Source organism: Natrarchaeobius chitinivorans (assembly GCF_003841505.1).
In the GTDB taxonomy this organism is placed as follows: domain Archaea; phylum Halobacteriota; class Halobacteria; order Halobacteriales; family Natrialbaceae; genus Natrarchaeobius; species Natrarchaeobius chitinivorans.
Window position 1 is genome coordinate 24,282 of record NZ_REGA01000024.1, and the last position, 26,248, is coordinate 50,529.

The 26,248-nt window shown below is 64.1% G+C and carries 24 protein-coding genes; 9 read left to right on the forward strand and 15 right to left on the reverse strand.

Features of this window, described 5'->3' with window-relative positions; translation table 11 throughout:
• The first annotated feature begins 4 nt into the window (after positions 1 to 4).
• Positions 5 to 1,015: a sensor histidine kinase gene (locus EA473_RS19800; RefSeq protein WP_165875345.1), complete on the forward strand. Its 1,011-nt coding sequence runs from the start codon at positions 5 to 7 to the stop codon at positions 1,013 to 1,015.
• A gap of 9 nt (positions 1,016 to 1,024) precedes the next feature.
• Here EA473_RS19800 and EA473_RS19805 read toward each other — a convergent pair whose 3' ends face one another.
• Entirely contained in the window at positions 1,025 to 1,417 is a 393-nt protein-coding gene (locus EA473_RS19805) for a TlpA family protein disulfide reductase (protein ID WP_124197357.1), read from the reverse strand.
• Between the two features lie 168 nt (positions 1,418 to 1,585).
• On the opposite strand from EA473_RS19805, the gene EA473_RS19810 reads away from it, so the two are divergent.
• Entirely contained in the window at positions 1,586 to 2,854 is a 1,269-nt protein-coding gene (locus EA473_RS19810; protein ID WP_165875346.1) for a GTPase, read from the forward strand.
• A gap of 122 nt (positions 2,855 to 2,976) precedes the next feature.
• Positions 2,977 to 3,954 carry a PLP-dependent cysteine synthase family protein gene (locus EA473_RS19815; protein ID WP_124197359.1) on the forward strand — a complete coding sequence of 326 codons (978 nt, stop codon included), beginning with the start codon at positions 2,977 to 2,979 and terminating at the stop codon, positions 3,952 to 3,954.
• Between the two features lie 136 nt (positions 3,955 to 4,090).
• Here the strand turns inward: EA473_RS19815 and EA473_RS19820 are convergent, their stop codons facing one another.
• From EA473_RS19820 to cyaB, 6 genes are all read right to left on the reverse strand, one after another.
• Positions 4,091 to 4,720, reverse strand: coding sequence for a DUF5804 family protein (locus EA473_RS19820; RefSeq protein ID WP_124197360.1), 630 nt, complete (start codon positions 4,718 to 4,720; stop codon positions 4,091 to 4,093).
• 97 nt (positions 4,721 to 4,817) lie between these two features.
• Positions 4,818 to 5,996, reverse strand: a complete 1,179-nt coding sequence (locus tag EA473_RS19825; protein ID WP_124197361.1) for a tRNA sulfurtransferase — start codon at positions 5,994 to 5,996, stop codon at positions 4,818 to 4,820.
• A 284-nt stretch (positions 5,997 to 6,280) separates the two neighbouring features.
• The gene (locus EA473_RS19830; RefSeq protein ID WP_124197362.1) at positions 6,281 to 7,015 is read right to left on the reverse strand and encodes a bacteriorhodopsin; all 735 of its coding nucleotides are present in this window, start codon (positions 7,013 to 7,015) and stop codon (positions 6,281 to 6,283) included.
• Positions 7,008 to 8,603: a methyl-accepting chemotaxis protein gene (locus EA473_RS19835; RefSeq protein WP_124197363.1), complete on the reverse strand. Its 1,596-nt coding sequence runs from the start codon at positions 8,601 to 8,603 to the stop codon at positions 7,008 to 7,010. Before EA473_RS19835 ends, EA473_RS19830 begins: the two co-directional genes overlap by 8 nt.
• A 69-nt stretch (positions 8,604 to 8,672) precedes the next feature.
• Entirely contained in the window at positions 8,673 to 9,878 is a 1,206-nt protein-coding gene (locus EA473_RS19840; protein WP_124197364.1) for a methionine adenosyltransferase, read from the reverse strand.
• A 166-nt stretch (positions 9,879 to 10,044) separates the two neighbouring features.
• Positions 10,045 to 10,596 (reverse strand): class IV adenylate cyclase, encoded by a 552-nt coding sequence (gene cyaB / locus EA473_RS19845; RefSeq protein WP_124197365.1) that lies wholly within the window; start codon positions 10,594 to 10,596, stop codon positions 10,045 to 10,047.
• Between the two features lie 88 nt (positions 10,597 to 10,684).
• Here cyaB and EA473_RS19850 point away from each other — a divergent pair, with 88 nt between their 5' ends.
• From EA473_RS19850 to gyrA, 3 genes are all read left to right on the forward strand, one after another.
• The gene (locus EA473_RS19850) at positions 10,685 to 11,683 is read left to right on the forward strand and encodes an FKBP-type peptidyl-prolyl cis-trans isomerase (protein ID WP_124197366.1); all 999 of its coding nucleotides are present in this window, start codon (positions 10,685 to 10,687) and stop codon (positions 11,681 to 11,683) included.
• Between the two features lie 184 nt (positions 11,684 to 11,867).
• Positions 11,868 to 13,787 carry a DNA topoisomerase (ATP-hydrolyzing) subunit B gene (gyrB, locus tag EA473_RS19855; RefSeq protein ID WP_124197367.1) on the forward strand — a complete coding sequence of 640 codons (1,920 nt, stop codon included), beginning with the start codon at positions 11,868 to 11,870 and terminating at the stop codon, positions 13,785 to 13,787.
• Complete coding sequence (gene gyrA / locus EA473_RS19860; RefSeq protein ID WP_124197368.1) at positions 13,784 to 16,300, forward strand: DNA gyrase subunit A; 2,517 nt, start codon at positions 13,784 to 13,786, stop codon at positions 16,298 to 16,300. Before gyrB ends, gyrA begins: the two co-directional genes overlap by 4 nt.
• Positions 16,301 to 16,338: 38 nt before the next feature.
• Here gyrA and EA473_RS19865 read toward each other — a convergent pair whose 3' ends face one another.
• The 3 genes from EA473_RS19865 to EA473_RS19875 form a co-directional block, all read right to left on the reverse strand.
• Complete coding sequence (locus EA473_RS19865) at positions 16,339 to 16,872, reverse strand: Rrf2 family transcriptional regulator (protein ID WP_124197369.1); 534 nt, start codon at positions 16,870 to 16,872, stop codon at positions 16,339 to 16,341.
• Between the two features lie 293 nt (positions 16,873 to 17,165).
• Positions 17,166 to 18,098 (reverse strand): ZIP family metal transporter, encoded by a 933-nt coding sequence (locus EA473_RS19870; protein WP_124197370.1) that lies wholly within the window; start codon positions 18,096 to 18,098, stop codon positions 17,166 to 17,168.
• Between the two features lie 220 nt (positions 18,099 to 18,318).
• Positions 18,319 to 18,999: a metal-dependent transcriptional regulator gene (locus tag EA473_RS19875; protein ID WP_124197371.1), complete on the reverse strand. Its 681-nt coding sequence runs from the start codon at positions 18,997 to 18,999 to the stop codon at positions 18,319 to 18,321.
• Positions 19,000 to 19,096: 97 nt separating this feature from the next.
• On the opposite strand from EA473_RS19875, the gene rocF reads away from it, so the two are divergent.
• Positions 19,097 to 20,017 carry an arginase gene (gene rocF / locus EA473_RS19880; RefSeq protein ID WP_124197372.1) on the forward strand — a complete coding sequence of 307 codons (921 nt, stop codon included), beginning with the start codon at positions 19,097 to 19,099 and terminating at the stop codon, positions 20,015 to 20,017.
• 24 nt (positions 20,018 to 20,041) lie between these two features.
• On the opposite strand, the gene EA473_RS19885 is transcribed toward rocF, so the two are convergent.
• The 5 genes from EA473_RS19885 to EA473_RS19905 all read right to left on the reverse strand — a co-directional run bounded on the left by EA473_RS19885 (position 20,042) and on the right by EA473_RS19905 (position 23,464).
• Positions 20,042 to 20,347, reverse strand: a complete 306-nt coding sequence (locus EA473_RS19885) for a CGCGG family putative rSAM-modified RiPP protein (protein ID WP_124197373.1) — start codon at positions 20,345 to 20,347, stop codon at positions 20,042 to 20,044.
• Positions 20,344 to 20,817 carry a MoaD/ThiS family protein gene (locus tag EA473_RS19890; protein ID WP_124197374.1) on the reverse strand — a complete coding sequence of 158 codons (474 nt, stop codon included), beginning with the start codon at positions 20,815 to 20,817 and terminating at the stop codon, positions 20,344 to 20,346. The genes EA473_RS19885 and EA473_RS19890 overlap by 4 nt, the downstream gene beginning before the upstream one ends.
• Before the next feature lie 109 nt (positions 20,818 to 20,926).
• Positions 20,927 to 22,120, reverse strand: coding sequence for a hypothetical protein (locus EA473_RS19895; protein ID WP_124197375.1), 1,194 nt, complete (start codon positions 22,118 to 22,120; stop codon positions 20,927 to 20,929).
• Positions 22,121 to 22,125: 5 nt separating this feature from the next.
• A complete protein-coding gene (locus EA473_RS19900; RefSeq protein ID WP_124197385.1) occupies positions 22,126 to 22,698 on the reverse strand; it encodes a hypothetical protein in 573 nt (190 codons plus the stop codon).
• A 148-nt stretch (positions 22,699 to 22,846) separates the two neighbouring features.
• Positions 22,847 to 23,464, reverse strand: a complete 618-nt coding sequence (locus EA473_RS19905) for a universal stress protein (RefSeq protein WP_124197376.1) — start codon at positions 23,462 to 23,464, stop codon at positions 22,847 to 22,849.
• A 384-nt stretch (positions 23,465 to 23,848) separates the two neighbouring features.
• Between EA473_RS19905 and hmgB the strand changes: the two genes are divergently transcribed.
• Both hmgB and EA473_RS19915 read left to right on the forward strand, forming a co-directional pair.
• Entirely contained in the window at positions 23,849 to 25,186 is a 1,338-nt protein-coding gene (gene hmgB / locus EA473_RS19910) for a hydroxymethylglutaryl-CoA synthase (RefSeq protein WP_124197377.1), read from the forward strand.
• Positions 25,187 to 25,378: 192 nt separating this feature from the next.
• Positions 25,379 to 26,188, forward strand: a complete 810-nt coding sequence (locus tag EA473_RS19915; RefSeq protein ID WP_124197378.1) for a sulfite exporter TauE/SafE family protein — start codon at positions 25,379 to 25,381, stop codon at positions 26,186 to 26,188.
• The last annotated feature ends 60 nt before the right edge of the window (positions 26,189 to 26,248 follow it).

Here is a 26,248-nt window from a genome sequence, read left to right on the forward strand (position 1 = left end):
GGATGTGCAGTCTCCCAGTATTCGACTGCTGGTCGACGACGACGCGAACCGCAACGCGCTCGCGGAACTCCTCGAACAGCGCTACGACGTTCTCACGGACGGGCCGGATCTCGACGGCGATCTCTACCTCGTCGACGACTTTTCGTTTCCGACCTACCGGGACCGGCTCGAGTCGATCAAAGCCGAGACGGAGCCGTCGTTCGTTCCGGTTGTCCTCGTCAGACGCGAGGAGACGCACGTGGATCTGGATCTGACTCAGGGGAGCGAGGACGGCGACCGCCCGCTGATCGACGAAGTGATTTCGGCCCCCGTTCGAAAAGCAGTACTCTACCGCCGACTCTCGAACCTCCTCGTTCGTCGACGACAGTTCAACCGACTCGAGGAGCAAAACGAGCGACTCGACCGGTTCGCGAGCGTGGTGAGCCACGATCTGCGCAATCCGATACAGGTCGCCCAGGGCCGTCTCGATCTCGTCGAGCCCGAAATTTCACCCCCCGAACGAGAACACGTCGAGGTAGCTCGAGAGTCACTGGATCGGATGAACTCGCTGATCGACGACGTGCTGGCGCTCGCTCGAGAGGGCGAGACGGTCGACGACCCCGTCTGCGTTTCGCTGGAAACTACCGCGATGAACGCGTGGACCGTCGTCGAAACTCCCGACGCGAAGCTGTCCGTCTCCGCGGGGACTGGAGCGATCGTCGCGGATCCGGATCGGCTCGCTACGGTGTTCGAGAACCTGTTTCGAAACGCGATCGAACACGGTGGGGCCGACGTGACGGTCGACGTCGGAACGACGGAAACGGGATTCTACGTGGCCGACGACGGCTCCGGCATTCCGTCCGACGAACGCGACGACGTCAAAGAGCGAGGATACTCGAGAAACGGCGGCGGAACCGGACTCGGTCTCGACATCGTGAACACGATCGTCGACGCTCACGGCTGGAGCCTGGCGATCGGCGAGAGCGAAAGCGGTGGCGCTCGATTCGACGTCAGCGGCGTCGAGTGGTGTCGCTAATCGCGTGAGTTATCCGTCCTCGAGAGCCGCCTCGATCTCTCGGGCGAGCCAGATCGCCGGCGGAAGCGTTTCCTCTTCGACGAACCGCGTGATCTCTTTGCCGTCGCCCCCATCCGGGGCGCGTTCGACCACGACCGTCGGAATGTACTCGACGTCGTACTCGTCGACGCCGGGTCCCTGCTTGTCCTGACCGACGGCGATCTCTTCGATTCGGTCGTCCGGAACGCCGCCGGCGTCGAGCGCCGCGGCGAAATCCGGAAGCAGCTTTCGACAGTCCTTACACCAGTCGCCGCCCCATACTTTGTAGAGCAGTTCGTCGCTGTACGCGTCGAACGTGTCGACGGCGTCTTCGTACGACGCGGCGTCCCACGCCGGGTTCGGGTTCATCGTCTCGAGACTCATACGCGGAGATTTCGCGTCGAGGGGCTTAACGACCGTGCTTCTGAGGACGTCGAGGGGCTTAACGACCGTGCTTTTGGGAAATCGAACTCGAGCACCTTCTCGTCGATACCGGTGGATATCGACGTTCGCCGGATGGTTTTTCATGTACTGCCCGTGAGTGTACAGTCGATGGCAGTCGACCCAGAGAAGTTCAAGGCGCTCCGTGAGAAATTAGACGAACTCGTCGAGGTGTCGCCGATCCGGGAGAAAAACCGGGAGTTCGTCGTGAACAACGTTTTGGGTCCGGCGTTCGGTGAAATGGACGAGTTGATCGACGACTCCCGGCCGCCGCGGCTGTACGTGTTCGGCCGCTCCGGCGCGGGGAAATCGTCGGTGATCAACGCGCTCGCGAACAAACAGGCGGCCGAAGTCGGGGCCGTCGAACCGACGACCGTCGACTCCGAACTGTACCACATCTCCTTTCCCGACCGCCACGCGAGCTGGGACGTCGTCGATTCTCGAGGGTTGTTCGAAAGCGTCACGCCGGACGGAGAGATTCCCGCGGACACCGTCTCGCTGATGAAACGGGACCTCGAGGAGTACCGGCCCGACATGTTGGTTCACGTGATGACTCCCGATCACGTACGGGCGGGCAAACAGGATTTCGAGACCGTCGAGCGGCTTCGCGAGGAACTCGGAACGCTGTTTCCGCCGGTCGTCTACTGTCTCAACAAGGTCGACACGCACGCGTCTCCGGGTGCGGCCTGGCCACCCGAGGAGAACCCGTCGCTTGCCGGGGACGTCAAGACCAACCTGGAGTTCGTCTCGCAGGTGCTCGACGAACCCGAGAAAACGGCGTTCTGGGAGAATCAGCCGCTCCGTGGCTACGAGTTCGATTCCGGGGAGAACGTCGGCGTCGTCCCGACCTACGCGAAAGAGAAACCGTACTGGAACGTCGAGACCCTCTCGTGGTTGATCGGCGATTTTTTACCGATTGACGCGCGCCTGCAGTTCAATCAGGCGCAGCGACGGGAGCGCCTGATGCGGAAGATGTCCCGGTCCACGACGAACCGCTTTAGCTCGATCGCCGCCGGCGTCGGCGGCGCTCCTACGCCAGTGGCCGACATCGTCGTGTTGAGTTCGCTGCAGGCGGGTCTGGTTGCGCTGATCGGCTCGTACTCCTGTCGGGACCTCGAGTGGGCGACCGTCCAGGATTACATGAGCGCGGTCGGCGTCTCGGCCGTCGGCGGACTGGGGGCGCGGGAGGTGGCCCGATCGCTCGTCCAGCTGGCACCCGTCGGCGGGCAGGCGATTTCCGGCGCGGTCGCCGCCGGCACCACCTGGGCCATCGGCCGATCGGCGGAGGAGTACTTCTTCAACGACAACGTGGTCAAACCGTCCGGCCTGCTCGAGAAGGGCAAAGCGCGGTTTCGAGGAGCGAGTTCGCGGTCGGGGTGACGAACGGTCGGACCGTCCGCAGGGCGTATCGCGGACGTGAGCGGCGTTTCGAATCGAGAGACACCGGCACGTCCTGCCAGTGTCCAGCATCGGTTTATGGCTCGACTCGCTAGGAGGTGATAATGAAGGGAAGTATCCTGGACACGATCGGCTCGCCGCTCGTCCAGGTCGACTCGCCGGAGGGGGCGACCGTCGCCGCCAAAGTCGAATCGTTCAATCCCGGCGGCTCGGCGAAGGATCGCCCTGCCAGGGAGATGATCCGGACGGCAGAGCGCGAGGGGACGATCGAACCCGGCGACCGGCTCGTCGAACCGACCAGCGGAAACACGGGGATCGGGCTCGCACTGGTCTGTGCGGCCCGCGGATACGATCTGACGATCGTTATGCCCGCGGACAAATCCGAAGAACGACAGCGGATCATGGCCGCCTACGGGGCCGACCTCGAGTTGGTCGACGGCGACATGACTGTCGCCCGCGAGCGTGCGGACGACCTCGAGGCCGAGGGGGCGATCCAGCTCGGCCAGTTCGACAACCCGGCAAATCCGGAAGCACACTACCGCACCACGGGCGCAGAGATCGTCGAACAGGTCGGCGACCGCGAGGTGGACGCCTTCGTCGCCGGCGTCGGCACCGGCGGAACGATCTCGGGAACCGGCCGTCGGCTCCGCGAGGCGTTTCCGGACGTAGAGATCGTCGCCGTCGAACCCGAGCGAAACCCCGTCCTCTCGACGGGCGAAGCCGGCGACGACGACTTCCAGGGCATGGGTCCCGGCTTCGTCAGCGAGAATCTCGATCGGGAGTTGATCGATCGCGTCGAAACCGTCCGACTCGAGGACGCCGAAGACGAGTGTCAGCGTCTCGCCCGCGAAGAGGGCGTCCTCGTCGGCCAATCCAGCGGTGCCACGAGTCTCGTCTCCCAGCAGGTCGCCCGCGAAATCGCCGAACCGGAACTCGAGTGTCCCGAGGTACCGACAGCGTTCGACGGCGGCCGGCCGGCCTCACCCGAGACCGACGGCGGCGCGGTCGAGGACTGTCCGCTCGTCGTCACCGTCTTCTGGGACAGCGGCGAGCGCTACCTCTCGACAGGGTTGTTCGACTGATTCGGTTCCCCGCCACTGAATGCCGGTGGGAGCGCAGATCAGTCGCGGTCGTGCCGGTACTGATCTCCAGCAGTCCATTTGCGACTCACCCCTGCGATTTTCGTGAGACGCCCCACGTGTTTCGATCGTCGCGGTTTTACGGCGAGTACTCTGATTCCGTAAGTCTGACCACGAGCGTCTCGTCGACGTCGCGGAGGTCGTACTCCGGAAGCTCACCACCCGTTCGGCGGACGAAAAGCGGCTCCACGAGGCGGTGGGTTCCGGACACGACGCCGGCCTCGGAGCCGTCGCCGTCGCTCGAGGCGGAGTCCGACTCGGGTCGGCTATCGGCATCGTCCGGTCCGGACGTCGCGGCCGAATTCGAATCTCCCTGTCCGTCCTGATGGGGCGCGTCGTCGCCGTCGGGCGTGGCAAGGGTATCCGGTCCGGACACGCGCTCAAGGCCGTACACCTTGCAGAACTCGCCCGTCTCACTGGGTTCGATCTCGCCGTTGCGGAGGGCCCGAGCCAGCGGTCTCGAGAGCCACTCGTCGTCGCTGACGCTCGGTTCCTGGACGAGCGCCTCGTCGACGAACCTGGTGAGATACCACTCGAGATCGTTCAGAAGCGAGACGGCCGCGCCGATGCTGACGGTTCGCACTGCAAGCGAGTTCTCGAACGGTCGGGTGAGGTCGTAGGTCGCGAGCGCTTCGCGGGAGGTCTCTCGAGAGAGGAGTTCGTACTGGAGGGTGCAATCGGGGTCCCCGATGAGACAGACGCGGGTCACTACGTTGTGGTGTGAGCGGTTTCGTAATGTGGGTTTCGTCTCCCGGTCGTCGAACGCGTCGCCGGTTACGTTTCGGCCGATAACGGTGCCGGGACGGTCAGGGTTCGACGAGTTCGGCGTTGCGAGCCGCCTCTTCGGCCCGCTCGAGCAGATCGTCGGGTTCGGCCGCGAGCAGCGGCTCGAGGCGCGCGTTCGTCTCCGCGCGGTCGGGCGCGACGCGGTTGCAGCCGGCATCGATCGTCGAATCGGTGTAGGTGCCGATCTCGCGGGCCATGGCGGTGATCTCCTGTTTGTCGCGGGTGAGCAGCGGCCGGTGGATCGGGAGGTCCGTAACGCGACTCGTCACGCCGAGGTTCTGGACCGTCTGGCTCGACTTCTGGCCGACTGCCTCGCCCGTGACGATGCCGTGGGCGTCGACGAGTTCGGCGAGCGTCTCCGCGGCCCGGTAGAAAAACCGGCGAAGCGAGAGCATGCGTCCTTCCTCCATCTCGCGGACCAGCAGATCGACCGTCTCTCCGCCCGGAATACGGTAGACCTGCGTGTCGAAATTCGGCGCGTACCGCGAGAGCGTCCGGACCGTCTCCATCGCGCGCGCTTCGTGGTCGACCCCGCCGTAGTCGCCGAGATCGACGTACGCCGGGACGATCGGAGAGCCGCGTTTCATCATCTCGTAGGCGGCGACGGGGGAGTCGATCCCGCCGCTGACCATCGCGATCACGTGTTCTTGGGCTCCGAGCGGGAGACCGCCGGGTCCGGGAACCGACTCGAGGTAGAGGAAGGCGAGGTCCTCGCGGACTTCGACGCCGAACGTGAGGTCGGGATCGTCGAGGTCGACTTCCGGTTCGAACTCGCCCTCGACGGCATCCCAGATCGCTTGCCCACCCTCCCTTGCGAGGTCCTCGCTGTCGTAGGGGAGGCGCTTGTCCGCCCGGCGGGCGTCGACGGCGAACGTCCCGCCGTCGTACCGCCTGCGAGCTATTTCGGCGAGTGCCTCGACGATCCGGTCGAACTCGGTGCTCGTGGTGAGCGCCGGGCTGGCGGAGACGACGCCGAACGCGTCGGTCGCCGCCGCAGTCGCTGCCTCGACGTGTTCTTCTGTCGTGTGGATCAGCGGTCGGTTCCACCGCTGTTCGACGTCGCCGGGGATCGATCGATCGGCAAGCAGGGCCTCGAGGTTCTCCGCGAGGAGCCCCTCCATGTACCGCTTGACCGTGTTGCTCTTCGTGTTGACGTCGCCGTGACGGATCAGGACGACGTCGGCTCCCGGCGGGTGCATGGTCGTGGATAGACGGTGGGAGCTATAAGGGGATTACGAGGTGAGTGGCTGCGGACGACGAATCGACGGCGTCCGTCGGCGACGCCGTCACGGCCGAACTCGAGGAACCGACGCGTTCGGTGACACGGTCCGGGCGCGACTGTCGCGACACTCGCCTCGGCGGGTTACGCTGTCCGGACGTGGCGCGAAGGGCTCTGCTGTGAGTGTTTCGCTACTGAAACCCCCTCGGCTCCTGCGCAGGCGAGACGTGCCGTCGGATACGGACGGCGTGTCTCGAGCCAGGCTCAGGTGGCCGCCTTTGGCGGCGTCTCACCTCCACCTCCACCGCCGGGCCGTTCGGCGAGCAACGCGCCCGACGCGTCGTCCTCGATCACGCTGGCGTTTGCGAACAGGAAGCCGGCGAACCCGACGCGAAAGAGGACGTCGATGTAGCATTTCACCACGGCGGTGACGAACGGATCGAGGAGATCCACGAAGACGGCCACCCCGAAGACGATGAGCATCCCGAACAGGAACAGAAAGAGGTTCCTCGCCTTCCAGTGGAGGAGCCGTTGTCGATCGGAGAGTTGCGCTGCGTTCTCCCAGATACGACCGGCGAACAGGAAGACGACCGCCGCGTAGCCGACGAGGACGACGAGAACGGCACCGATCGCCACGACACCGTCAACAAACGTCGTTGCGGCGAACGACGCACGCATGAGGAAGACGACGGCGACGAGGGTCGCAACCAACCGCCTGGACGCCCCGGCGAGCGCCCCGGCGAGACCGCACAGGATCGAATACGCCAGCAGATCGTCGATCAGGTCGGGGAGGTTCTCCGACTCCGCGCCGTAGGTGATCGTCCCGACTCCCGCTGCGTTCAGAACAGACGTGACCGCCGCGATCCCGACGAGCGCGATCAACACGTGACACATCCGCCGAACGCGGGGCGACAGCCGGCGTGACCACGTGAGAAACGCGACGAACGCGAGCGCGTACACGACGCCCGACGCGGCGTACACGGCCGCCGACTCAAACATCGTTCACCCCCACCGCCCCGGCCGGTTCGTGGCTGGCCGTCGTGTCCCGGGTTTCGAACGTCTCGAGCGTGTCGCGGAGGTCGTTCGTCCGATCGACGAGGTCCTCGGCCCTGGAGCGGACCTCGCCCATCGTTTTCGCCGTCTCGTCGGCCGCATCCGCGAGGTCGTGCGATCTGTCCGCGACGTCGGTGGCGGCCTCGCCGACGCTCTGTACGGTCGACGCGACTTCTTCGGTCGCCGCGGCACCGTTGTCCGTCGCCCGCGCGATGTCTTCCATCGCCGCGTCGACCTCGTCGACCGTCTCGGTGAGATCCTGGATCGTTTCGCCGGCGTCGGTAACGGTGTCGACCCCCGCTTCGATCCGCTCGCGCGTCGTCGCCATCTCCGCCGTGACGTCGTCGACCTCCGCTCGAGCGTCGGCGATGATCGATCCGATGTCGTCGATCGCGGTCTGGCTCTCCTCCGAGAGCGCTTTGACCTCGTTCGCGACGACGGCGAAACCGCTGCCGGCTTCGTTGGCGCGTGCGGCTTCGACGTTCGCGTTCAACGCGAGCAGGTTCGTCTGATCGGCGATGTCGTCGACCAACTCCGTCGTCGATTCGACCGCGGCCATCCGATCGTCGAGTTCGTCGATCAGGGTCGCCAGATCGTCGATCGCGTCCTCCACGGACCGGACGGTGTCGACGGCCGCCTCGACGCGTTCGGCCCCTTCGTCACCGATTTCCGTGGCCTCGACCGTCCGACCCGCTACCTCGTCTGTCGTCGACGCGACCTCCTCGATCGTCGCCGAGAGGTCACTCGTCTCGGCAACCGTCGCCTCGAGTTGGTCGGCCTGCGAGACGACGTCGTCCGCGAGCGCACGGATGTCCGCCGCGAGGGACTCGTTTAACTCCTCGACGGCCGTCGCGTCGTTCGCGACGGCTTCGCTGGTTTCCTCGACGTCGGCTGCGAACGCGGCGAGTTCGTCGATCGTCTCCGAGAGATCGCGGGTCATCTCGTTGTACCCCTCGGCGATCCGATCGATCGCGTCGATGTCGGCATCCGTCGACAGCCGCCGCCGAAAGTCGCCGGACGCGGCGGTCGTCATCGCGGTTCCGATCTCGTCGGCGTGCTCGAGCAGCCGTTCGTTTCGTCGCTCGGACTCCGCCCTCGCGGCTTCCGCACGCTCGCGGGCGGATTCGGCGTCCGATCGAGCCGCCTCCGCCTCGCGTTTCGCTCGTTCGGACTCGTCGAGCGCCTCCTTCAGCGACCGACGCATACTGTCGAGCGTCGCCGCCAGTTGGCCGATTTCGTCGCGCCTGTTCGAGTCTGCAGTCGCCTCGAGGTCGCCGTCCTCGATCGATTCCGCGGCATCGATCAGTTCTCGAAACTCGACCGCGACGTTCCCCCCGAGGACGATCCCGAGCAGCCCCATGTTCAGCGTGAGTACAAACAGTGTACCGACCAGCGCCGGAACGGTACCGGTGGCGGCCGCCGCGGCGTAGGCCGTAAGCAACACTCCGAACGCGAGCGTCGTAACCAGCGTGAGGCCGATCGCCGTGCCGACCCTGAGGCTGTATTTTTCTCCGATCGTCGATTCCAAACGCATAGTCTCGTGACTATACTGTACTGTAATACGGGTTTGGGCCGATTTTCCCAGGCCGTCGAGAATTCTCCCCTAGAACGTCGAGAGTTCGCCGTCGATCACGCGACGCGTGATTCCGGTGACGTCGGCGAGTTCGCGGTCGACGATTGCTTCGATCTCGTCTTCGACGTCCGCGAGGTCGACCCCGTCGGCGGTGACGACGTGAACGTCGGCGACGTGGGGCTGGTCGATCGGGCGGCCGATCTGAGAGAGCAGGCGCACCCGCAGATCACGGATGCCGTCGACTTCGGTTACGACGGCGTCGGCGATCTCGGTCGACAGCAGGTTGTAGATCTTGCCGATGTGGTTGACCGGGTTCTTGCCGCTCGTGGCTTCCATCGACATCGACCGGTTGGGCGTGATGAGTCCGTTCGCCCGGTTTCCGCGGCCGACTGAGCCGTCGTCGCCCTGTTCGGCTGACGTTCCGGTGACGGTGAGGTAGATCGACCCCTCCTCGTAGTCGTCGGCCGTGTTGACGTGGACCTCGACCTCGCGATCGGTGTGCTCGTTTGCGACCTTCGCGACGAACTCGCGGACCGACTCCACGGCGTCGGCGTACTCGTCCAGATCGGCGACGTGCTCGTCGATCATCGCGGCGGCAACGGTGACGTCGATCACGTCACCTTCGCGTTTCCCCATGATCTTGACGTCGGGGCCGAGATACGGGTTTTCCTCGGCGAATTCGCCATTGAGTCTCCGTTCGGCTTCGAGGACGATCCGTTCGGTCTCGGTCAGCGGTGCGTGTCCGACGCCGAAACTCGTGTCGTTGGCCATCGGAACGCTCACCTCCTCCTCTCCGAAGACTTCCTGTAAGTCGCCGCTTCCCTCGCCGAGTTTCACGTCGACGATGATGTCCTCGCCGTACTCGAGTTGCGGGATCGTCTCCTCGAGGTACTCGCGGGCGGCACGGAGTGCGATCGTCTCGGTTGGTATGGTCTGTCCCTCGTATCGCTTCGTCGCCCGGCCGACGATCAGGAGATAGATCGGGTCGACCACTTCTCCGCCGCCGAAAGCGGGTGCGGCTTCGCCGGCGACGAGTTGTGTCTCGTCGGTGTTGAAGTGAAGGACCTCGCCGACGCGGTCTAAGTACTCACGGGCGAGTGCACCGGCGACGCTCTCTGCGACGCCGTCACAGATCGAGTCGGGGTGGCCGATTCCCTTTCGCTCGACGATTTCAACTTCCTGATCCTCGACGGCCTGGCGGTCGATCGGCTCGACGCGAATGTTCCGCTCGCTCATTACCGGACGTTCGAAGAGCGAAGTTCTATAACTTGCGGAAACCGGTTCACGCCCAATTATTCCTTTCAGTAATATATTTCGGCCGAAACCGGCAATCGATTCGCCCGCTCCGGCGTGTCTGCACACCGCTTGCGGGCCCACTGGGACACGACGATAACGGTCCGTGTCACTCCGTCGACTCGAGCAGCAATTCGAGATACGAGGTCCGGATCTGGTCGGCCGGATCGAGATCCATTCGCTCGAGAACGTCGTAAACACCTCGACGGGCGGCGTCGAGGTCGGATTCGTCGTCGACGCTCGTTTCGACTTCGACGTACTCGCCGACGCCGTCGACGTCGTCGAGCGTAATCGTATACTCGCCGCCCTCGAGCGTGAACCGGTCCCGGTCTTTGCGGACCGTCGCGGCGGGTTCGAAGCCGAGATTTTCCAGGATTGCGCCCATTCGGTCGCCGTCTTCGATCTCCATTTCGATCTCTTCGCGCGTTTTCGACCCGTCGTCAACCAGCGGCCCCTTGTACGTAACCCGGATCACGTCGTCGTTCTGCCGTCGCTCCGAGCGGATCCGAAGCGCCTCGTCCGTCTCGGCGAACGATCGGTGCGGCGCGTCGAAGTAGGTATCGACCTGAACGACCGACCCCATCGGAGTCACACCGATCTCCTCGAGTCGGGGGCGGACGAGCCCGTTTTCGGCCGGAACCTTCACCTCCACCTCGTACATGCTCGGGGGAACGGGGGCCGATGGTAAGTATCGGTCGCTCTCGGGGAAAAACGCGGTCCTTAAATGTAGACGGCGGGACGTACAACGTATGACCGAGGATCAGGAGGCCGAGCTAGACGAGCAGGCCGATGACGTCGACGAAGACGTAACCGAAACCGACAGTTCCGAATCGGACGCCACCGAGGACGCCGACGGACTTCAGCACGGAGATTTCGTCGAACTCGAGTACACCGCGTACACGGCCGACGGCGAACAGCTGGTCGACACGACCGATCCCGACGTCGCCGAGGAGGAAGGTGTCGACGATCAGGGACAGGAGTTCAAACCGCGAACGATCGTTCTCGGCGAGGGCCACATCTTCGACGGCGTCGAGGAGGCCATCACCGGCGGCGAGGCCGGCGACTCCGGCAGCGTTACGATTTCCGCGGAGGAAGCCTTCGGCGAGTACGACCCCGACAACGTCGAAACCGTAAGCGCCGAGAAGATCGACGAAGACGACCGCTACCCCGGCGCAAACGTGCAGGTCGACGGTCGGCAGGGCTACATCAGCACGATCATCGGCGGCCGCGCACGGGTGGACTTCAATCACCCACTGGCGGGCGAGGACGTCGAGTACGAGTACACGGTGGTCGACGAAGTCGACGATCGCGAAGAGCAAGCGGCGGGACTGTTCGAGATGTACCTCGGACTCGAGCCGGACCTCTGGATCGAAACCGACGAGGTCGAAGAAGAGGTTCCGGTCGAACCCGACGAGGACGAGGACGAAGACGACGAACCGGCCGAACCGGAGTTCGAAACCGAGGTCGTCGAGAAAGAGACGCTGTATCTCGAGGCCACGCCCCAGATGACGATGAACCAGCAGTGGATGATGGGCAAACAGCAGATCGCCCAGGACGTCATCGACAAACTCGACGTCGACCGCGTCATCGTTCAGGAAGTCATCGACGGCATGGGCGGTATGGGCATGCCCGGTATGATGGGCGGTATGGGCGGTGGCATGGGCGGCGACGACATCGAGGAAGCGCTCGAGGACGCCGACGTCGACGCCGACGAAATCGTCGAAGAACTCGAAGGCGCAGAGGAGTAGTCCCGGCGAGAGCGTCGTCACCGGGATCGACGCTCGCGTTCGAAGCCGATCGGTTTTTCTCCGCGGTACCACCGACGCATCCGTTCCCCGCGGTGGTGTCGGAATTTTCGGTGGCCGATTCCGCGCTCGCGCGCGTACGTGAAGCTTTATTAGTGACCGTCCACTACCCGAAAGCAGGTTTCTCATGTCCCAGGAAAGCGAGTACGGCGCCGGACAGATCCAGGTTCTGGAAGGCCTGGAGGCCGTTCGGAAACGGCCAGCGATGTACATCGGCTCTACCGATTCTCGAGGACTGCACCATCTCGTCTACGAGGTGGTGGACAACTCGATCGACGAAGCACTGGCGGGGTACTGCGACGAGATCACCGTCACGATCCACGACGACGGCGCGGTAACCGTCGCCGACGACGGCCGTGGTATCCCCATCGACACCCACGAAGAGTACGACCGCCCGGCACTCGAGGTTATCCTCACCGTTCTCCACGCCGGCGGCAAGTTCGACAACAAGTCCTACCAGGTCTCCGGTGGACTCCACGGCGTGGGCGTCAGCGTCGTCAACGCGCTGTCGGGACGCCTCGAGACCGTGGTCAAACGGGACGGCGGGGTCTACCACCACGAGTTCGAAGCCGGCGAACCGGTCGGCGACATGGAGCGGGTTCGCGACATGGAACCCGACGAGGAGACCGGAACGGAGATCACCTTTTGGCCAGATACGGAAATCTTCGAGACCAAGGAGTTCTCGTTTTCGACGCTGTCGAACCGGCTTCGCGAACTGGCCTTTCTCAACTCGGGCGTTCGGATCACGCTCCGTGACGACCGGGCGGACGAAGACGGTGAGGAAACGTACGAGTACGACGGCGGCATTCGGGAGTTCGTCGAGTACCTAAACGAGACGCGCTCGGCGATGCACGAGGAGGTCATCTACTTCGAGGACGAGGATCAGAACATCCAGGTCGAAGTCGCGATGCAGGCCACCGAGGAGCTTCAGGGATCGATCCACGCCTTCGCGAACAACATCAACACCCGCGAGGGCGGCACGCACCTCACAGGCTTCAAAACCGCCCTGACCCGGACGGTAAACGACTACGCGAACGACAACGACCTGCTCGGCGACATAGACGAGAACCTCAAAGGCGAAGACATCCGCGAGGGACTTACGGCGGTGATCTCCGTCAAACATCCCGATCCCCAGTTCGAGGGACAGACGAAGACGAAACTGGGTAACTCCGAGGTACGGGGTATCGTCGAGAGCGCGATGCACGACGGACTCGGAACCTACTTCGAGGAACACCCGGACACCGCCCAGGCGATCGTGTTGAAGGCCGTCGAAGCCGCGAAAGCGAGGAAAGCGGCCCAAAAGGCCGAAGAACTCACGCGCCGGAAATCCGCACTCGACTCGACGTCGCTGCCCGGCAAGCTCGCCGACTGCCAGACGAAAGATCCCGAAGAGGCCGAACTGTTCATCGCGGAGGGTGACTCCGCAGGCGGCAGCGCGAAACAGGCCAGAAATCCCGAGTTTCAGGCGGTTCTCCCGATCAAGGGGAAGATTCTGAACGTCGAGAAACACCGGCTGGATCGCATCCTCGAGAACGACGAGATTCGCAACATGATCACCGCCATCGGCGCGGGAATCGGCGACGAGTTCGACGTCGAGGACGTCCGTTACAAGAAGATCATCATGGCGACGGACGCCGACGTCGACGGAGCGCACATTCGGACGCTCATGCTGACGTTTTTCTACCGCCACATGCGTCCGCTTCTCGAGGGCGGCTACGTGTACGCGACCCAGCCACCGCTGTATCGCATCCGCTATCGCGGCGAGACCTACGACGCGATGACCGACGCCGAACGCGACGAGATCGTCGAGGAGAAGTGCAACGGCAACCCGTCGCAGGTCCAGCGGTTCAAGGGACTGGGTGAGATGAACCCGGAACAGCTCTGGGCGACGACGATGAACCCGGAAAACCGAATCCTCAAACAGATCACGATCGAGGATGCCGCCGCGGCGGACAAGATGTTCTCCGTCCTCATGGGCGACGCGGTTGAGCCGAGAAAGCAGTTTATCAAGGAAAACGCTCCCGAAGCGGAGTGGATCGACATATGAGTTCCGAGGTACCCGATCCGACAGACGTCGAGGCGCGGGCGGTCGAGAACGTCCGCATCGAAGACGAGATGGAGCAAAGTTACATCGACTACGCGATGTCCGTCATCGCGGGGCGAGCCCTCCCGGACGTCCGGGACGGACTGAAGCCGGTCCACCGGCGCATCCTCTATGCGATGTACGAGATGGGGGTCACGAGCGGCTCGTCACACCGCAAGTCCTCCTCGATCGTCGGGGAGACGATGGGTGATTACCACCCCCACGGCGACAGCGCGATCTACGACACCCTCGTGCGGATGGCCCAGGATTTCTCGATGCGATACCCCCTCGTCGACGGACAGGGGAACTTCGGATCGATGGACGGCGATCCGGCCGCCGCACCCCGATATACTGAGGCGCGGATGTCCCCGATCTCCGAGGAGTTGCTCTCCGACATCGACAAGGATACGGTCGACTTCTCGGCGAACTACGACGACCGCCTGCAGGAACCCGACGTCCTCCCCGCGGCGTTTCCGAACCTGCTCGTCAACGGCTCGTCGGGGATCGCCGTCGGAATGTCGACGAACATTCCCCCGCACAATCTGGGCGAGGTGATCGACGCGACGATCGAGTTGATCGACAACCCCGAGGCGACCGTCGAGGACCTAATGGAGCACGTCAAGGGCCCGGACTTCCCAACCGGTGCGAACATCGTCGGCCGGGACGCCATCTACTCGGCGTACAAGACCGGCCGCGGCCGCCTTCGCGTGCGCGCCGAGTTCGAGGTCGAAGAGTGGAAAAACGACCGCGAGCGCATCGTCATCACGGAACTTCCCTACCAGGCGAACAAGGCCCGGATGGTCGAACGGATCGCCGAGGACGTAAACGAGGGTGAGATCGAGGGGATCTCCGATCTTCGCGACGAATCCGACCGCGACGGCGTCCGAATCGTCGTCGAGTGCAAACGCGGCGCGAACGTCGAGGTCGTCAAGAACAAACTGCTCGAGAACCACCTCGAGAAGACCTTCGGCGTCATCAACCTCGCGCTGGTCGACGGCCAGCCACAGGTGCTCTCGCTCAGAGAGACCCTCGAGGAGTACGTTGCCCACCGCCGCGAGGTCGTTCGGCGACGAAGCGAGTACGACCTCGCGGAAGCCGAGGATCGGGCGCACATATTAGAAGGGCGACTGCGAGCGCTCGAGAACGTCGACGACGTCGTCGAGTTGATTCAAAACTCCGAGGACCGATCGGCTGCGAAAGACGGGCTGCAGTCGACGTTCGATTTCTCCTCCGACCAGGCAGATCACATCGTCCGGATGCAACTGGGCAGCCTCACTTCGATGGAGGCCGCAGAGATCGAAGACGAGTACGAAGACGTCACCGCCGAAATCGAGCGTCTGACCGAGATCCTCGAGAGCGAGCAGGAACTGCTCTCGGTCATCAAAGACGAACTCCGCGCGGTCAGAGACGAGTACGCGGACGATCGGCGGACCTCGATCGTCGAGGATCAGGGAACGGTCACGCACGAGGACCTCATCCCCGAAGAAGAGGTGTTCGTCGTCATGACCGAGGACGACTACGTCAAGCGGATGCCGATCGACGGCTTCGACCCCCAGGGTCGAGGCGGGAAAGGCATCATCGGCGCGGACGTCAAAGAGGACGACCGCGTCACGACGGTGTTCCGGGCGAACACCCACGATTACCTGCTTTGCTTTACGAATCGTGGGAAAGTCTACCAGCTCAAAACCTACGAGATCCCTGAGATGGGCCGCACCGCCCGCGGCAAATCGGCGGTCAACATCCTCGATCTCGAGGCGGACGAGGACATCACCGCAATCGTCGACACCGACGCGTTCGGCGACGACGAGTACGTCACGATGGCCACCCGCAACGGCTACGTCAAACGGACCGCCGGCGAGGAGTTCGACAACATCCGCTCGACGGGGATCATCGCGGCCGACCTCGAGGAGGGCGACGAACTCGTCGACGTCGAAGTGACCGACGGCTCCCAGGACCTCGTCGTCGCGACCGAAGGCGGGATGACGATTCGCTTCGACGAGGACGAGGTACGAGCGATGGGGAGAAACGCTCGCGGCGTCAACGGCATCAAACTCGAGGGTGACGACGCCGTCGCGGGGCTCGTCGCGACCGACGAAGCGGACGAGCGGGCTCTGTTGACGGTCACTCGGAACGGCTACGGCAAACGGACCCAGCTTTCGGAGTATCGAACCCAGTCTCGGTACGGGAAGGGACTGATCGACATCAAAACTGGGAGGAGAAACGGCCCAGTCACTGCCGTCAAGGCGGTTTCACCGACCGATCAGGCCGTCGTAATGAGCGAGCGTGGACAGATCATGCGAACTCGAATCGACGAAATTTCGACGGTCGGCAGGAACACGATGGGTGTCATCGTGATGGAGGTCCAATCCGGCGACGCGGTCGCAAGCGTCGACGTGATTCCGGAATCGTCGATCACGACGGACGAAGACGAGGCCAACGTGGATGAAACCGTAGAGTCCGAAGACGACTCCCAGTAACGTCTCGAGAAATCGGAGTTAAAACGTTTTCGAGCGAGTTAGTGTTCTGGCTCTTCGGCGGGGGCAACCATGTCCTCGATACGGAGGATGAGGATGTTGTTGGTGTCGTCTTTGCCGTCGACCCGACCTTCGATGACGAGTTTCGACAGCGGCGTCGGTCCGACGGTGACGGCGTCGTCTTCGGACATCTCGTCGAACCTGCCCTGTATGTGTATCTCCGCCCGGCAGAGTTCCGGGTGGTGAACGCTCGAGAGATCGATCTCTTCGACGATGACGTCCTCGATGGGGTCTCCCTCGTGGCTGAGCGGGACGGCGGCCGGTTCGTCCATCTGCTGGATCTCGAGGGCTTCGTAGGCGGCGGCTGTCGGCTTGTATCCGCCTTTCGGGCCGGGGACGCCCTCGACCAGTTGCAGGGCTTTGAGACTCTGCATCTGATTGCGGATCGTGCCCGGGTTTCGGTCTACCTGTTCGGCGATGTCTTCCCCCTTGATAGCGTCCTCGGACTCCTTGTGGAGATTCGTCAACGCCCGGAGGATTTTCTTCTGGCTCGGCGTCAGTTCGATTGACGACATGGCGAAATGTTCGTAATTGAATTCCTTAAACCCGACGGGTATGCCAGGTTGGTTTTCAGGACGTAGTCGTACGAACCGAGGGCAGTAAGGCGTTTCTCTTCCGGTCGACGCTGGGAACCGGGACCCGCCCCGAACGTTCGAAAGGCAAGACGCCATCGACTTTTCCACCGATCTTCAGAGGAAATCCGGTTGACGGTGGGGCGGTCAGCCTCGTACGGGTTGTGATGCCGTTGTACCGGTCCACTCGGGGCGGGCCCGCGATCGCACCGAAAAACGGCGTACTGCAGCCGGTGTCAGACTGGCAACAGCCATCCTTCCAGCAAGAGATCGACCAGCACGTCCTCGAGGAAGAACATGAGGACGAAGCCGGTCACGAACGTCGCGGCGTTGACTCGAGTCAGGACCGTTTCGGCGTCGAATCGAATTAGCTCCGCGACCTCGATCAGGACCTGCAAGATCGCGCCGATCGCGATCGCGAAAAACAGCGCGGCCAGCAGATCCGACTGTGCGAAACTGCCGATCCACCCGCCGAGGATGACCGGGCCGCCAGCGATGACGCCCATCGCCGCGAAGTGGTGTAACGGGGGCGTCGCGTGATCGCGGGCGACGGCAGCGACGACCGTGGGCCCCTCCATCACGTTGTGCATGACGAACGCCAGTACGAGCAACATCACCTGCGTGGATTCGCCCTGAATGAAGTAGGTCCCGATCCCCAGCCCCTCGCCGATGCTGTGTAATCCGAGGGCGATCGCGACGAGGTAGGCGATCTCGAGTCCGCTCTTTTCGGTCGTCACCATCTGGCGTTGACGCCACTTGCTGGCGGCGTACATCACGCCGAACGTGGCGGCGACGCCGAGGACCACGAGTCCGCCGGCCAGAAGGGTGTTTTCGGCTGCACCGGCGTGATCGATGGCGTCGTCGGTCATCTCGAGGGCGATGAATGCGAGGACGCCGCCGGCAAGCGCCATGAACGCGTGGAGATACCGGGGATCGAGATCGCGAATGAACGGGAACCAGAGCATCCCGATCGCGACCGGGATGATGCCGGCGATCGCACCGATCACCGTCAGCATCCAGACGATCTCGAGCGTACTCGCCTCGTCGATGCCGGCCAGGTTACCGAACGGAGAAGTTATATAAAGAACTGCGAAAGTCACGGCCAGAACCACGATCGGGCCGAGCGCGAGGACGGATCTAGGGAGGTCGCCGATCGATCGGCCACTCATCTCTCGGCTACACCTCCGACACGCTCGTCTCTGTTACTCATCACACATAATTTAGACGCCTCTAAATATATGCCTTTCCAATCAAAACAGGCAGTAGACTCAGTCTAAACCTCGAATGGGGAGTTTTCTGAAAGTCATTACCGGAGCGATCGGGCGCAGTCCCGCGGTCCTCTGGTACACAGGTACAGCAATCCGTATAAGAGGGTAATCGGCAGTTCGATCACTGCTCGAGTTCGGCCGGTCGAGCGACGCGAACGTGGTGGGCGACGTGTTCGGGCAACGAGACGGATCGATCGCTTTCGTTAGAGCGAGCCGTCACCATGCCGAACGGGGCAACCTCGAGGATTTCGAGTTCGACGCCGGGTTCGACGCCGTGGTCTGCGAGATACGAGAGGATCTCGGGGTCGTGGTCGGCGACCTCTTCGACGACGACGGCGTCGCCTTCCTCGAACTCGATGACCGAGTCGCTGTCGGGTCGTTCCGGCGGTTCGAGGTCGGCGTTGGGTATCGGCGAGCCGTGGGGGTCGACGTCGGGTTCGTCGAGCGCGTCGGCGACGCGTTCTTCGAAGTCCTCGCTGATGTGATGTTCGAGTCGGTCGGCCTCGTCGTGAACCTCCGACCAGTCGTAATCGAGATGTTCGGTGAGGTAGGCCTCGAGCAGACGGTGGTGACGGACGATCTCGAGTGCGACGGTCTCACCCTCGTCGGTCAGCGTCACACCGCGGTACTTCTCCCGGTCGATCAGCCCGCGATCCTCGAGTTTCTCGAGCATGCTGGTGACTGTCGGCGACGTGACGTCGAGTTCGTCGGCGATCTCGGAGGTTTTGATCCGGTCGTCGGTCCCCTGTTGAAGCTGGTAGATGACCTTCAGGTAGTCCTCCATCACGTCGCTCAGCATCATCGTACTCCGATTTAGAGTCGTCTAACCCTAAATCTGTCGGCGACGGATCTCGGATCGAGTCCATCAGGATCAAATCAGTTCGGGCTGTACCCCCGGCATGAACTCGACCGTTCGAATCATCGGCGTTCCGATGGACTACGGAGCCAACCGACGCGGCGTCGACATGGGGCCGTCGGCGATCCGATACGGCGGACTCGGCGAGGAACTCGAGGCGGCTGGGATCGATCCCGTCGACGCCGGCGATCTCCTCCTTCCGCGAGCCGAAGAGCGCGATCCGGACGCCGGTCAGCCGGCCCGTGGGAACGCGAAGTTTCTCCGAGAGATCGAAGACGTCTGTACGCGACTCGCCGATCAGGTCGCAGAAACGCTTGCGGATGGAGCGTTCCCGCTCGTACTGGGCGGAGATCACTCGGTCGCGATCGGGTCGATGAACGGCTCCTCGCGCGAGGGCGACCTCGGTGCGATATGGTTCGACGCCCACGCGGACCTCAACACGCCCCAGACCTCGCCGAGCGGTAACGTACACGGAATGCCCCTCGGTGCCGTCCTCGGAAGGGACGTATTCGGGGAGATGCCCTGGGCACACGCACCAGGGGTCAGCGAGGAGTCGATCGCGTACGTCGGACTCCGGAGCATCGACGATCGGGAGCGGAAACTCGTCCGCGACAGCGAAATGACCGCCTTTACGATGGCCGACGTCGACGAACGCGGGATGACGGCGGTCGTCGAGGACGCGTTGGCGGTCGCCACCGACGGTACCGACGGCGTTCACGTGAGCCTCGACCTCGACTGGCTCGATCCGACGGCGGCACCCGGTGTTGGGACGCCGGTCAGAGGCGGCGTCACCTACCGCGAGGCCCACTCGGCGCTCGAGGCGGTCTCGAGACGACACGAAGAAGACGGCATCCTCCGGTCGATGGACGTCGTCGAGGTGAACCCGATCCTCGACGAACGAAACGAGACGGCAGCACTCGCGGCCGAACTCACCGCGAGCGCGTTTGGAAAGCGGATTCTGTAGTAACCACGGGGCCAGGACAACCAGTTACCGTTCCTCGACGTGAACCCGTGTCACGTGGCCTCCACAGCCACACCGGTCGACGTATTCGAGTTTGATTCCGTCGAACGCCGCCTCGAGTTCGTCCCAGAGATACCGTTCGGGACGGCCGTGGTCGCCGTGGGTAACGAGGTTGACGTGGGTGCCACCGGCCGTCGCCTCGACCGCATCCAGTGCCGCCTCGACGATCAGTTCCCGGTCCGCCGCGTGTCGGGGCCCCTCGAGGTTCGCGGACCAGGAGACGGTGTGATCGCGATACGTTCCCGTTTTTGTGTCGGTCGGCTCGTCATTCATACGCAAAACATGAACGGGTTGACGAGTGCGACCCGATCGCCGTCCTCGAGTTCCGTATCGAACCCCTGGAAGTGTTCGTTGAACCGGCCGTTGATACAGACGCGAGCGTAGGGGCGGGTCTGTTCGCCTTCGGGGTTTTTGCGCCAGGTTCCGGGGAGATCCTCGGGAACGGGTGCCCAGCCGCGGGCGGTCGCCTCCACTTCCGTCTCGGCGATCAGCAACTTGGAAACGTCGTACTCCTCGAAGAAGGCGTCGAGGAACTCGCGGAGGGTCTTCCCCGGAAACTCGAACTCGAGTTCGTGGGTTCCGACCGCCTCGCGGACGTGGCCCGTACACCGGACCGTCACTACCGTCTCGACGCGTTCTGTCCGGTCGCGTTCACTCCAGTCGACTTCGCTTCGGGTTCGATCGACTTCGCTTCGATCACCCTCACTGTGCTCGTTCTCGAGCCGTGGCGCGTCGGCTGACATGAACGAACGTACGTTACCATCGGGGAAACGTACGGTTCCGAACGTGTTCGGACACGGCGGGCGGCAACGGGATTCGAACTGTCCGATACGATGCGGTCCCCGGAGTCGGTCAGACCGGGCGTTCACGGAAGACGGCGAGGATGACGAGCGCGTAGCCGCTCGCACCGAGTACCGAGAGGACGCCGCCGACGGTCGTAACCGGTGTGATTCCCGCCAGCAATCCGGCGGCCTCGAGGATCAGTCCGCAGATCAGCCCGAGCGCCGAAACGGCCGCGGTCCGGTCGTCGACGAAGGCGCTCGAGGCGACGGCGGGTGGGTAGAAGTGGTAGGTGACGCCGACGATCGTCAGCCCGAGAAAGCCACCGACGGCGAGTCGGTAGTGGGCGTCGAACGCGGCCCCGCTGGTCAGACCGGCGGCGAACGAGACGCCCAGGACGGCGACGGCCGCCGCGAACCCGGCGGCTGCGAGAAGTACCCAGCCGCCGGTCCGTCGCCGCTCGCTTCGGCGGTAGAGATCCGCGTATGTAGCCGCGAAGCCGACGAGTGCGAGCGCGAGCGCCGCTGCACCGATCCGGAACGGCCACCCGCCGCCGAAATCGGCGACGAGTAACGCCGGCCCGACGGCACCCGCGGGGAGCACGACCGCGACGAGAGCGGGCCGCGGGGAGACGACGAGCAATCTGGGGAGCAGTCGGAACCCGATGGCGAAGACCAGAAGCGCCGCCGCCCCGGCTGCCAGCAGGTGTGACGACGCGGCCGGCGGGATCGCCGGGCCGCGACCGAGCGCCTCGAGGAACGCGAGCGTCGAGCCGGCGAGCAAGTAGAGAAAGACGATCGGAACGGCGGCGTTGGCGGCGCGGTCGACTCGCACGCGGTGGCTGTCGACGGATCCCGTTCCGGTCTCTCCGCCGGTCGGATTACCCCTGATCGTCCAGCCAAGCGTTCCGACGAAGAGTAGACAGCCGGCGAGCCAGAGGCCGGTGCCGGCGACGCCGACGACCGGTGGGGCCATCCCGGCGACGTCGGCGAACGCCCCGAACGTACCGAGCGAGGAAAGCGGCAGGTGGACCGCCGGCGCGTACGGGAACGCGAGTTCGCGGGCGAAGTACGACGGGACGAGTCCGTACGCCTTCCCGAAGACGACGTGGAAGACGAACCCGTACACGCCCAGTGTCACGGTCGCGGATCGTGGATATCCAGCGAGGACGGCGAGCTGCCAGACGACGAAGAAGCCCACCCCGACCCCGACGAGCGCACGCGACCAGCGCGTCACCGTCGCAGTCGACGACCCTGTACCCGCCATTCCGGTCAGAACGGCGAATCGTCCGGACCGGTCCCCGGAACGCTGCCGGTCTGATGGACCCGCCCCTCGAGGTGCTCGAGGGAGTCGTTCACCGGCGCTGCCTGGTGGTGGACGGGATGGACGCGGACGCGAACGAGGTCGAACTCGTGTCGGTCGGCGAAGCCGTTCCAGGCCCGAAACGCACCCCTCGTGAGGGCGTCGGCCTGCGGACAGAACTCCGTCGTCGGGGCGAACTCTGCCCGGAGAACGGACGGCTCCTCGGCGTCCACGGCGTACCGGAACCCCGCGTCTGGATGGCGGCGGTCGAGGTTGAGTTTTGCGAGGTTGTAGCCGAACGTCGCGTCGTACACGCCGCGTTCCTCGAATAAGTCTCTCGTGAGGCGGTGGAACGCGACGTGGTCCGCCGCCGTGAGAACAGTGTGTCCCTCGAGAAACGCTCCGGGGTCGGGGAGGTTCTCCGGGACGAACGCGGTCCAGTCGTCGTAGCCGGCGTCTTCGCCGCCGGATCTGGCGCTCGAAAACGGAATCATCTCGATCGAACGTCGTCGCCGGAGCGACCAGTACGTCCTCCCGAACATGTAAGCGAACTCGGTCTCTTCGAGTGGACGGAACTCGGTGTCCGCCCCTCTCGAGACAGCGGGAGTCATACGGATTACTGTCCCTGTGTACCGGCGCACCCGCCGCCCGGGTCGCGGGTGCGCCGGCAAGAACGTACAGTAAACCGTATCAGTGTCCGTCCCTCTCGAGGCGTGTTTCGCCCGAAACGCCGTCGACGGTGACGCGGACGGGGCCGGCCTCGGTTTCGAACTCCACGAGCCACGATCCGCTGATCCGGTGTGGGCCGGCGGTCAGCGGCGTCTCCCGGTCGACCGATTCGTCCTCGAGGGCCTCACGGGCGATCCGTTCGGCCTCGTCGACGTCGTCGATTCGGACCGTGTCGGTCAGACGGATCGTCACGATCGGTACGTCGGCCATCCGAACGACCCGTTCGGTGACGCTCCCGACGAGAACCCGGTCGAGACCGGTCCGTCCCTGGGTTCCCATGACGACCATGTCGATTCCGTGATCGTCGACGTACTCGAGTATCTCCTCGTGGGGAACGCCGTGTTCGACGGCGGTGACCGCATCGAGCCCGTTCCGTCTCGCTTCGGCCTCGACGTGGTCGACCGCCCGGTGGGCGGCCGGCGTCGCCTCTTCGCTCTCGAGGGTGCCGAGCGGTCCTTCGGGGACGACCGAGAGGGCGTGGACTCGCGCGTCGAAGCGGTCCGCGATCGTTAGTCCGTGTGCGATCGACCGGCGCGTGCCGTCGCTCCCGTCCGTCGGGACGAGGACGTCCTGATACATCGTGGCACACCTAGGCGGGGATACCTCAATAGGCTGGCGGCAGCCTCGCGCTCGCCCGACGGCCAGCATGTGAATCGGCACCGTCTCCTCGAACTCGAGGCGGCCGTCGATCCCCTCCTCGAGGCGATCCCACTCGCGATTCGCCGTACCGATCGTCGGATACTCGAGGATCGTCTACAACGTCGGAATGCCGACCCATTGCTGTCGTCGGGAGTCGAGGTACTTCGTTCTACGGGAGAATCGGTATCAGTCGTCGGTCCGATTCGGCGTTCTCGAGGATGCACTCGAGTACGGACTCCGGAATCGGTCGTGACGCGAGAGAATACGTCAGTCGTCGAAAGTTCGAACGACAATACCATATGGCTGCTCCGATACCGTTCGACCATGACTGCAGTCGGTATCGACGCCATCGAAATCTGGACCGGGAACCTCAAGCTCGACTTGCCCGGGACGTTCGCCCCCGAGAAGGGCGAGGACCCGGAGAAGTACACGAAAGGGCTCGGCCTCAACGCGAGTTCGTTCCCCGACAGCTACGAGGACATCGTCACGATGGGAGCGAACGCCGCCCACCGACTGATGGAGCGCAAGGGCCTCGAGCCCGACGACATCGGTCGGATCGACGTCGCCACCGAGAGCTCGTTCGACAACTCGAAGCCGGTTTCGACGTACGTCGCAGGCTGTCTCGAGCAGGTGTACGACGGCGACTTTCACCACGCGAACAAGGGAGAGCGGAAGTTCGCCTGCATCGCGGGCACTCAGAGTCTGGACGACGCCTACAACTGGATCCGCGCGGGTCGACACCGGGGCCGCTCGGCGCTCGTGATCGCGACGGACACGGCGCTGTACGCTCGCGGCGACGCCGGCGAGGCGACCCAGGGTGCGGGTGCCGTGGCGATGTTGATCAGCGAGGATCCCGACCTCGTCGAGCTCTCGACCGAACAGGGGTACGGCTCGGCCGACGAAACCGACTTCCTCAAGCCCAACCAGCAGTTCCCCTCCGTCGACGGCAAACGTTCCGTGCAGGTCTACCTCGCTCGCATGCGCGAGGCGCTCGAGGATTACGAGAGCGTCGCGGGCGACGTCCACCCCGACGACCTCGCGTACATCCCGTTTCACACGCCGTTTCCGGGAATGGTCCGGAAAGCCGGCCTTCTCGGATACCGTCACATCACCCGCGAGACGTCCCTCGAGGACGACCTCGCCGACGAGATCGGTAGACAGCCCCGGGAAGAGGCGTTCGACGACGAAGACGCGTTTCGCGATGCACTTCGCGAGTACATGGACGCGCTCAAAGGAACCGACCAGTACCGGGAGTGGTACGCCGAAACCATCGAGCCGACGTTGTCGCTCTCGCGGGAGGTCGGAAACTGGTACACCGGCTCGGTCCACCTCGCTCGCGTGAGCGCGCTCAAAACCGCCCTCGAGGCGGACCGCGAGCTGACCGGCGAGACGCTGCTGGTCGGCTCCTACGGCAGCGGCGCACAGGCCGAGATCCACGCCGAAACGGTCAAGAGCGGCTGGAAGGACGAAATCGCGGCGTTGAACATCGACGAACAGCTCGAGGATCGCTACGACATGAGCTGGGCGGACTACGAGGAGGTCCACGACGTTCACAACCACGAGATGGACGTCGACGTCGAGGAGTTCACGACGCCCGAAGCGGAGTTCGTCTTCGACGGCTGGGGCCGGATGGGCGAGCGAAAGTACCGCTACGTCGAGTGAAACGGATCGGTGGAGGCCAATCTCGAGTGCTACGGATCGGTGGGGGCCAATCTCGAGTGTTGCGGATCGGTGGTGGTCGACCCGGACGTGCCGCCGTGTTAGTCCGTTCGTCGAATTCGATTTCGGAGGCGAAACGCACTACACCGTTCGCTCGCTAGAGAGGCCAACGGATACACTCGAGGAACAGATAGTATGGATCCGCTCACACTGCTCGGTATCGACGTCGTCCTCTTCTTCGTCATCGGTCTCCTGGCCGGCGCACACTGTATCGGAATGTGCGGCCCGCTCGTGACGGTCTACGCGGGACGGATGGACGACGGGTCGGGAGATACAGCCACCGGTTCCGGCGGACGGACCGGGCACCTCACGACGTACGAGGTGCGACAACACGCGCTGTTCAACATCGGACGAACGGCGAGTTACACCCTCCTCGGCGGGGCGTTCGGCGCACTCGGCGGTGCGCTGTTCCTGACGACGGCCGAACTCACCCCGATCGTCGACCTCGCCCGAGGCGGCGTCGGTCTCGTCATCGGCGGCTTCGTCATCGCGACCGGCGTCTACTACCTGCTGGGGCGGACGACCGGCGGCGTCTCGATACCGGGTCTCGAGCGGATCACGGGCTGGCTCGTGGGTCACGTCGATCGGCTGGCGAACGGCCCCGGAATCGTCGGTCTGGGCGCGGCTCACGGTCTGCTCCCGTGTCCGGTTCTCTACCCGGCGTTTCTGTACGCGTTCGCGACGGGTTCGCCGACGGGTGGTGCCCTCGCACTGGCCGCACTCGGGATCGGCACGATCCCCGCCGTCTTCGCCTACGGGACAGTCATCGACGCCGTCGACGTCGTCCACCGCCGTCGCGTCCACCGACTGCTCGGCGTCGCGTTCGTCGTGCTGGGATACGTCCTGTTCGCCCACGGGTTGATGGCCCTCGGTGTCCACGTCCCACACCCAGAACTACCGTTCTACGACGGGATCGATGCACCCGGCGGACACGACCATCACTGACGCATCGACTCCTCGGGAATCACCGTCGCTCGAGGAGCGCGCCACGGATCGAATCGGCGG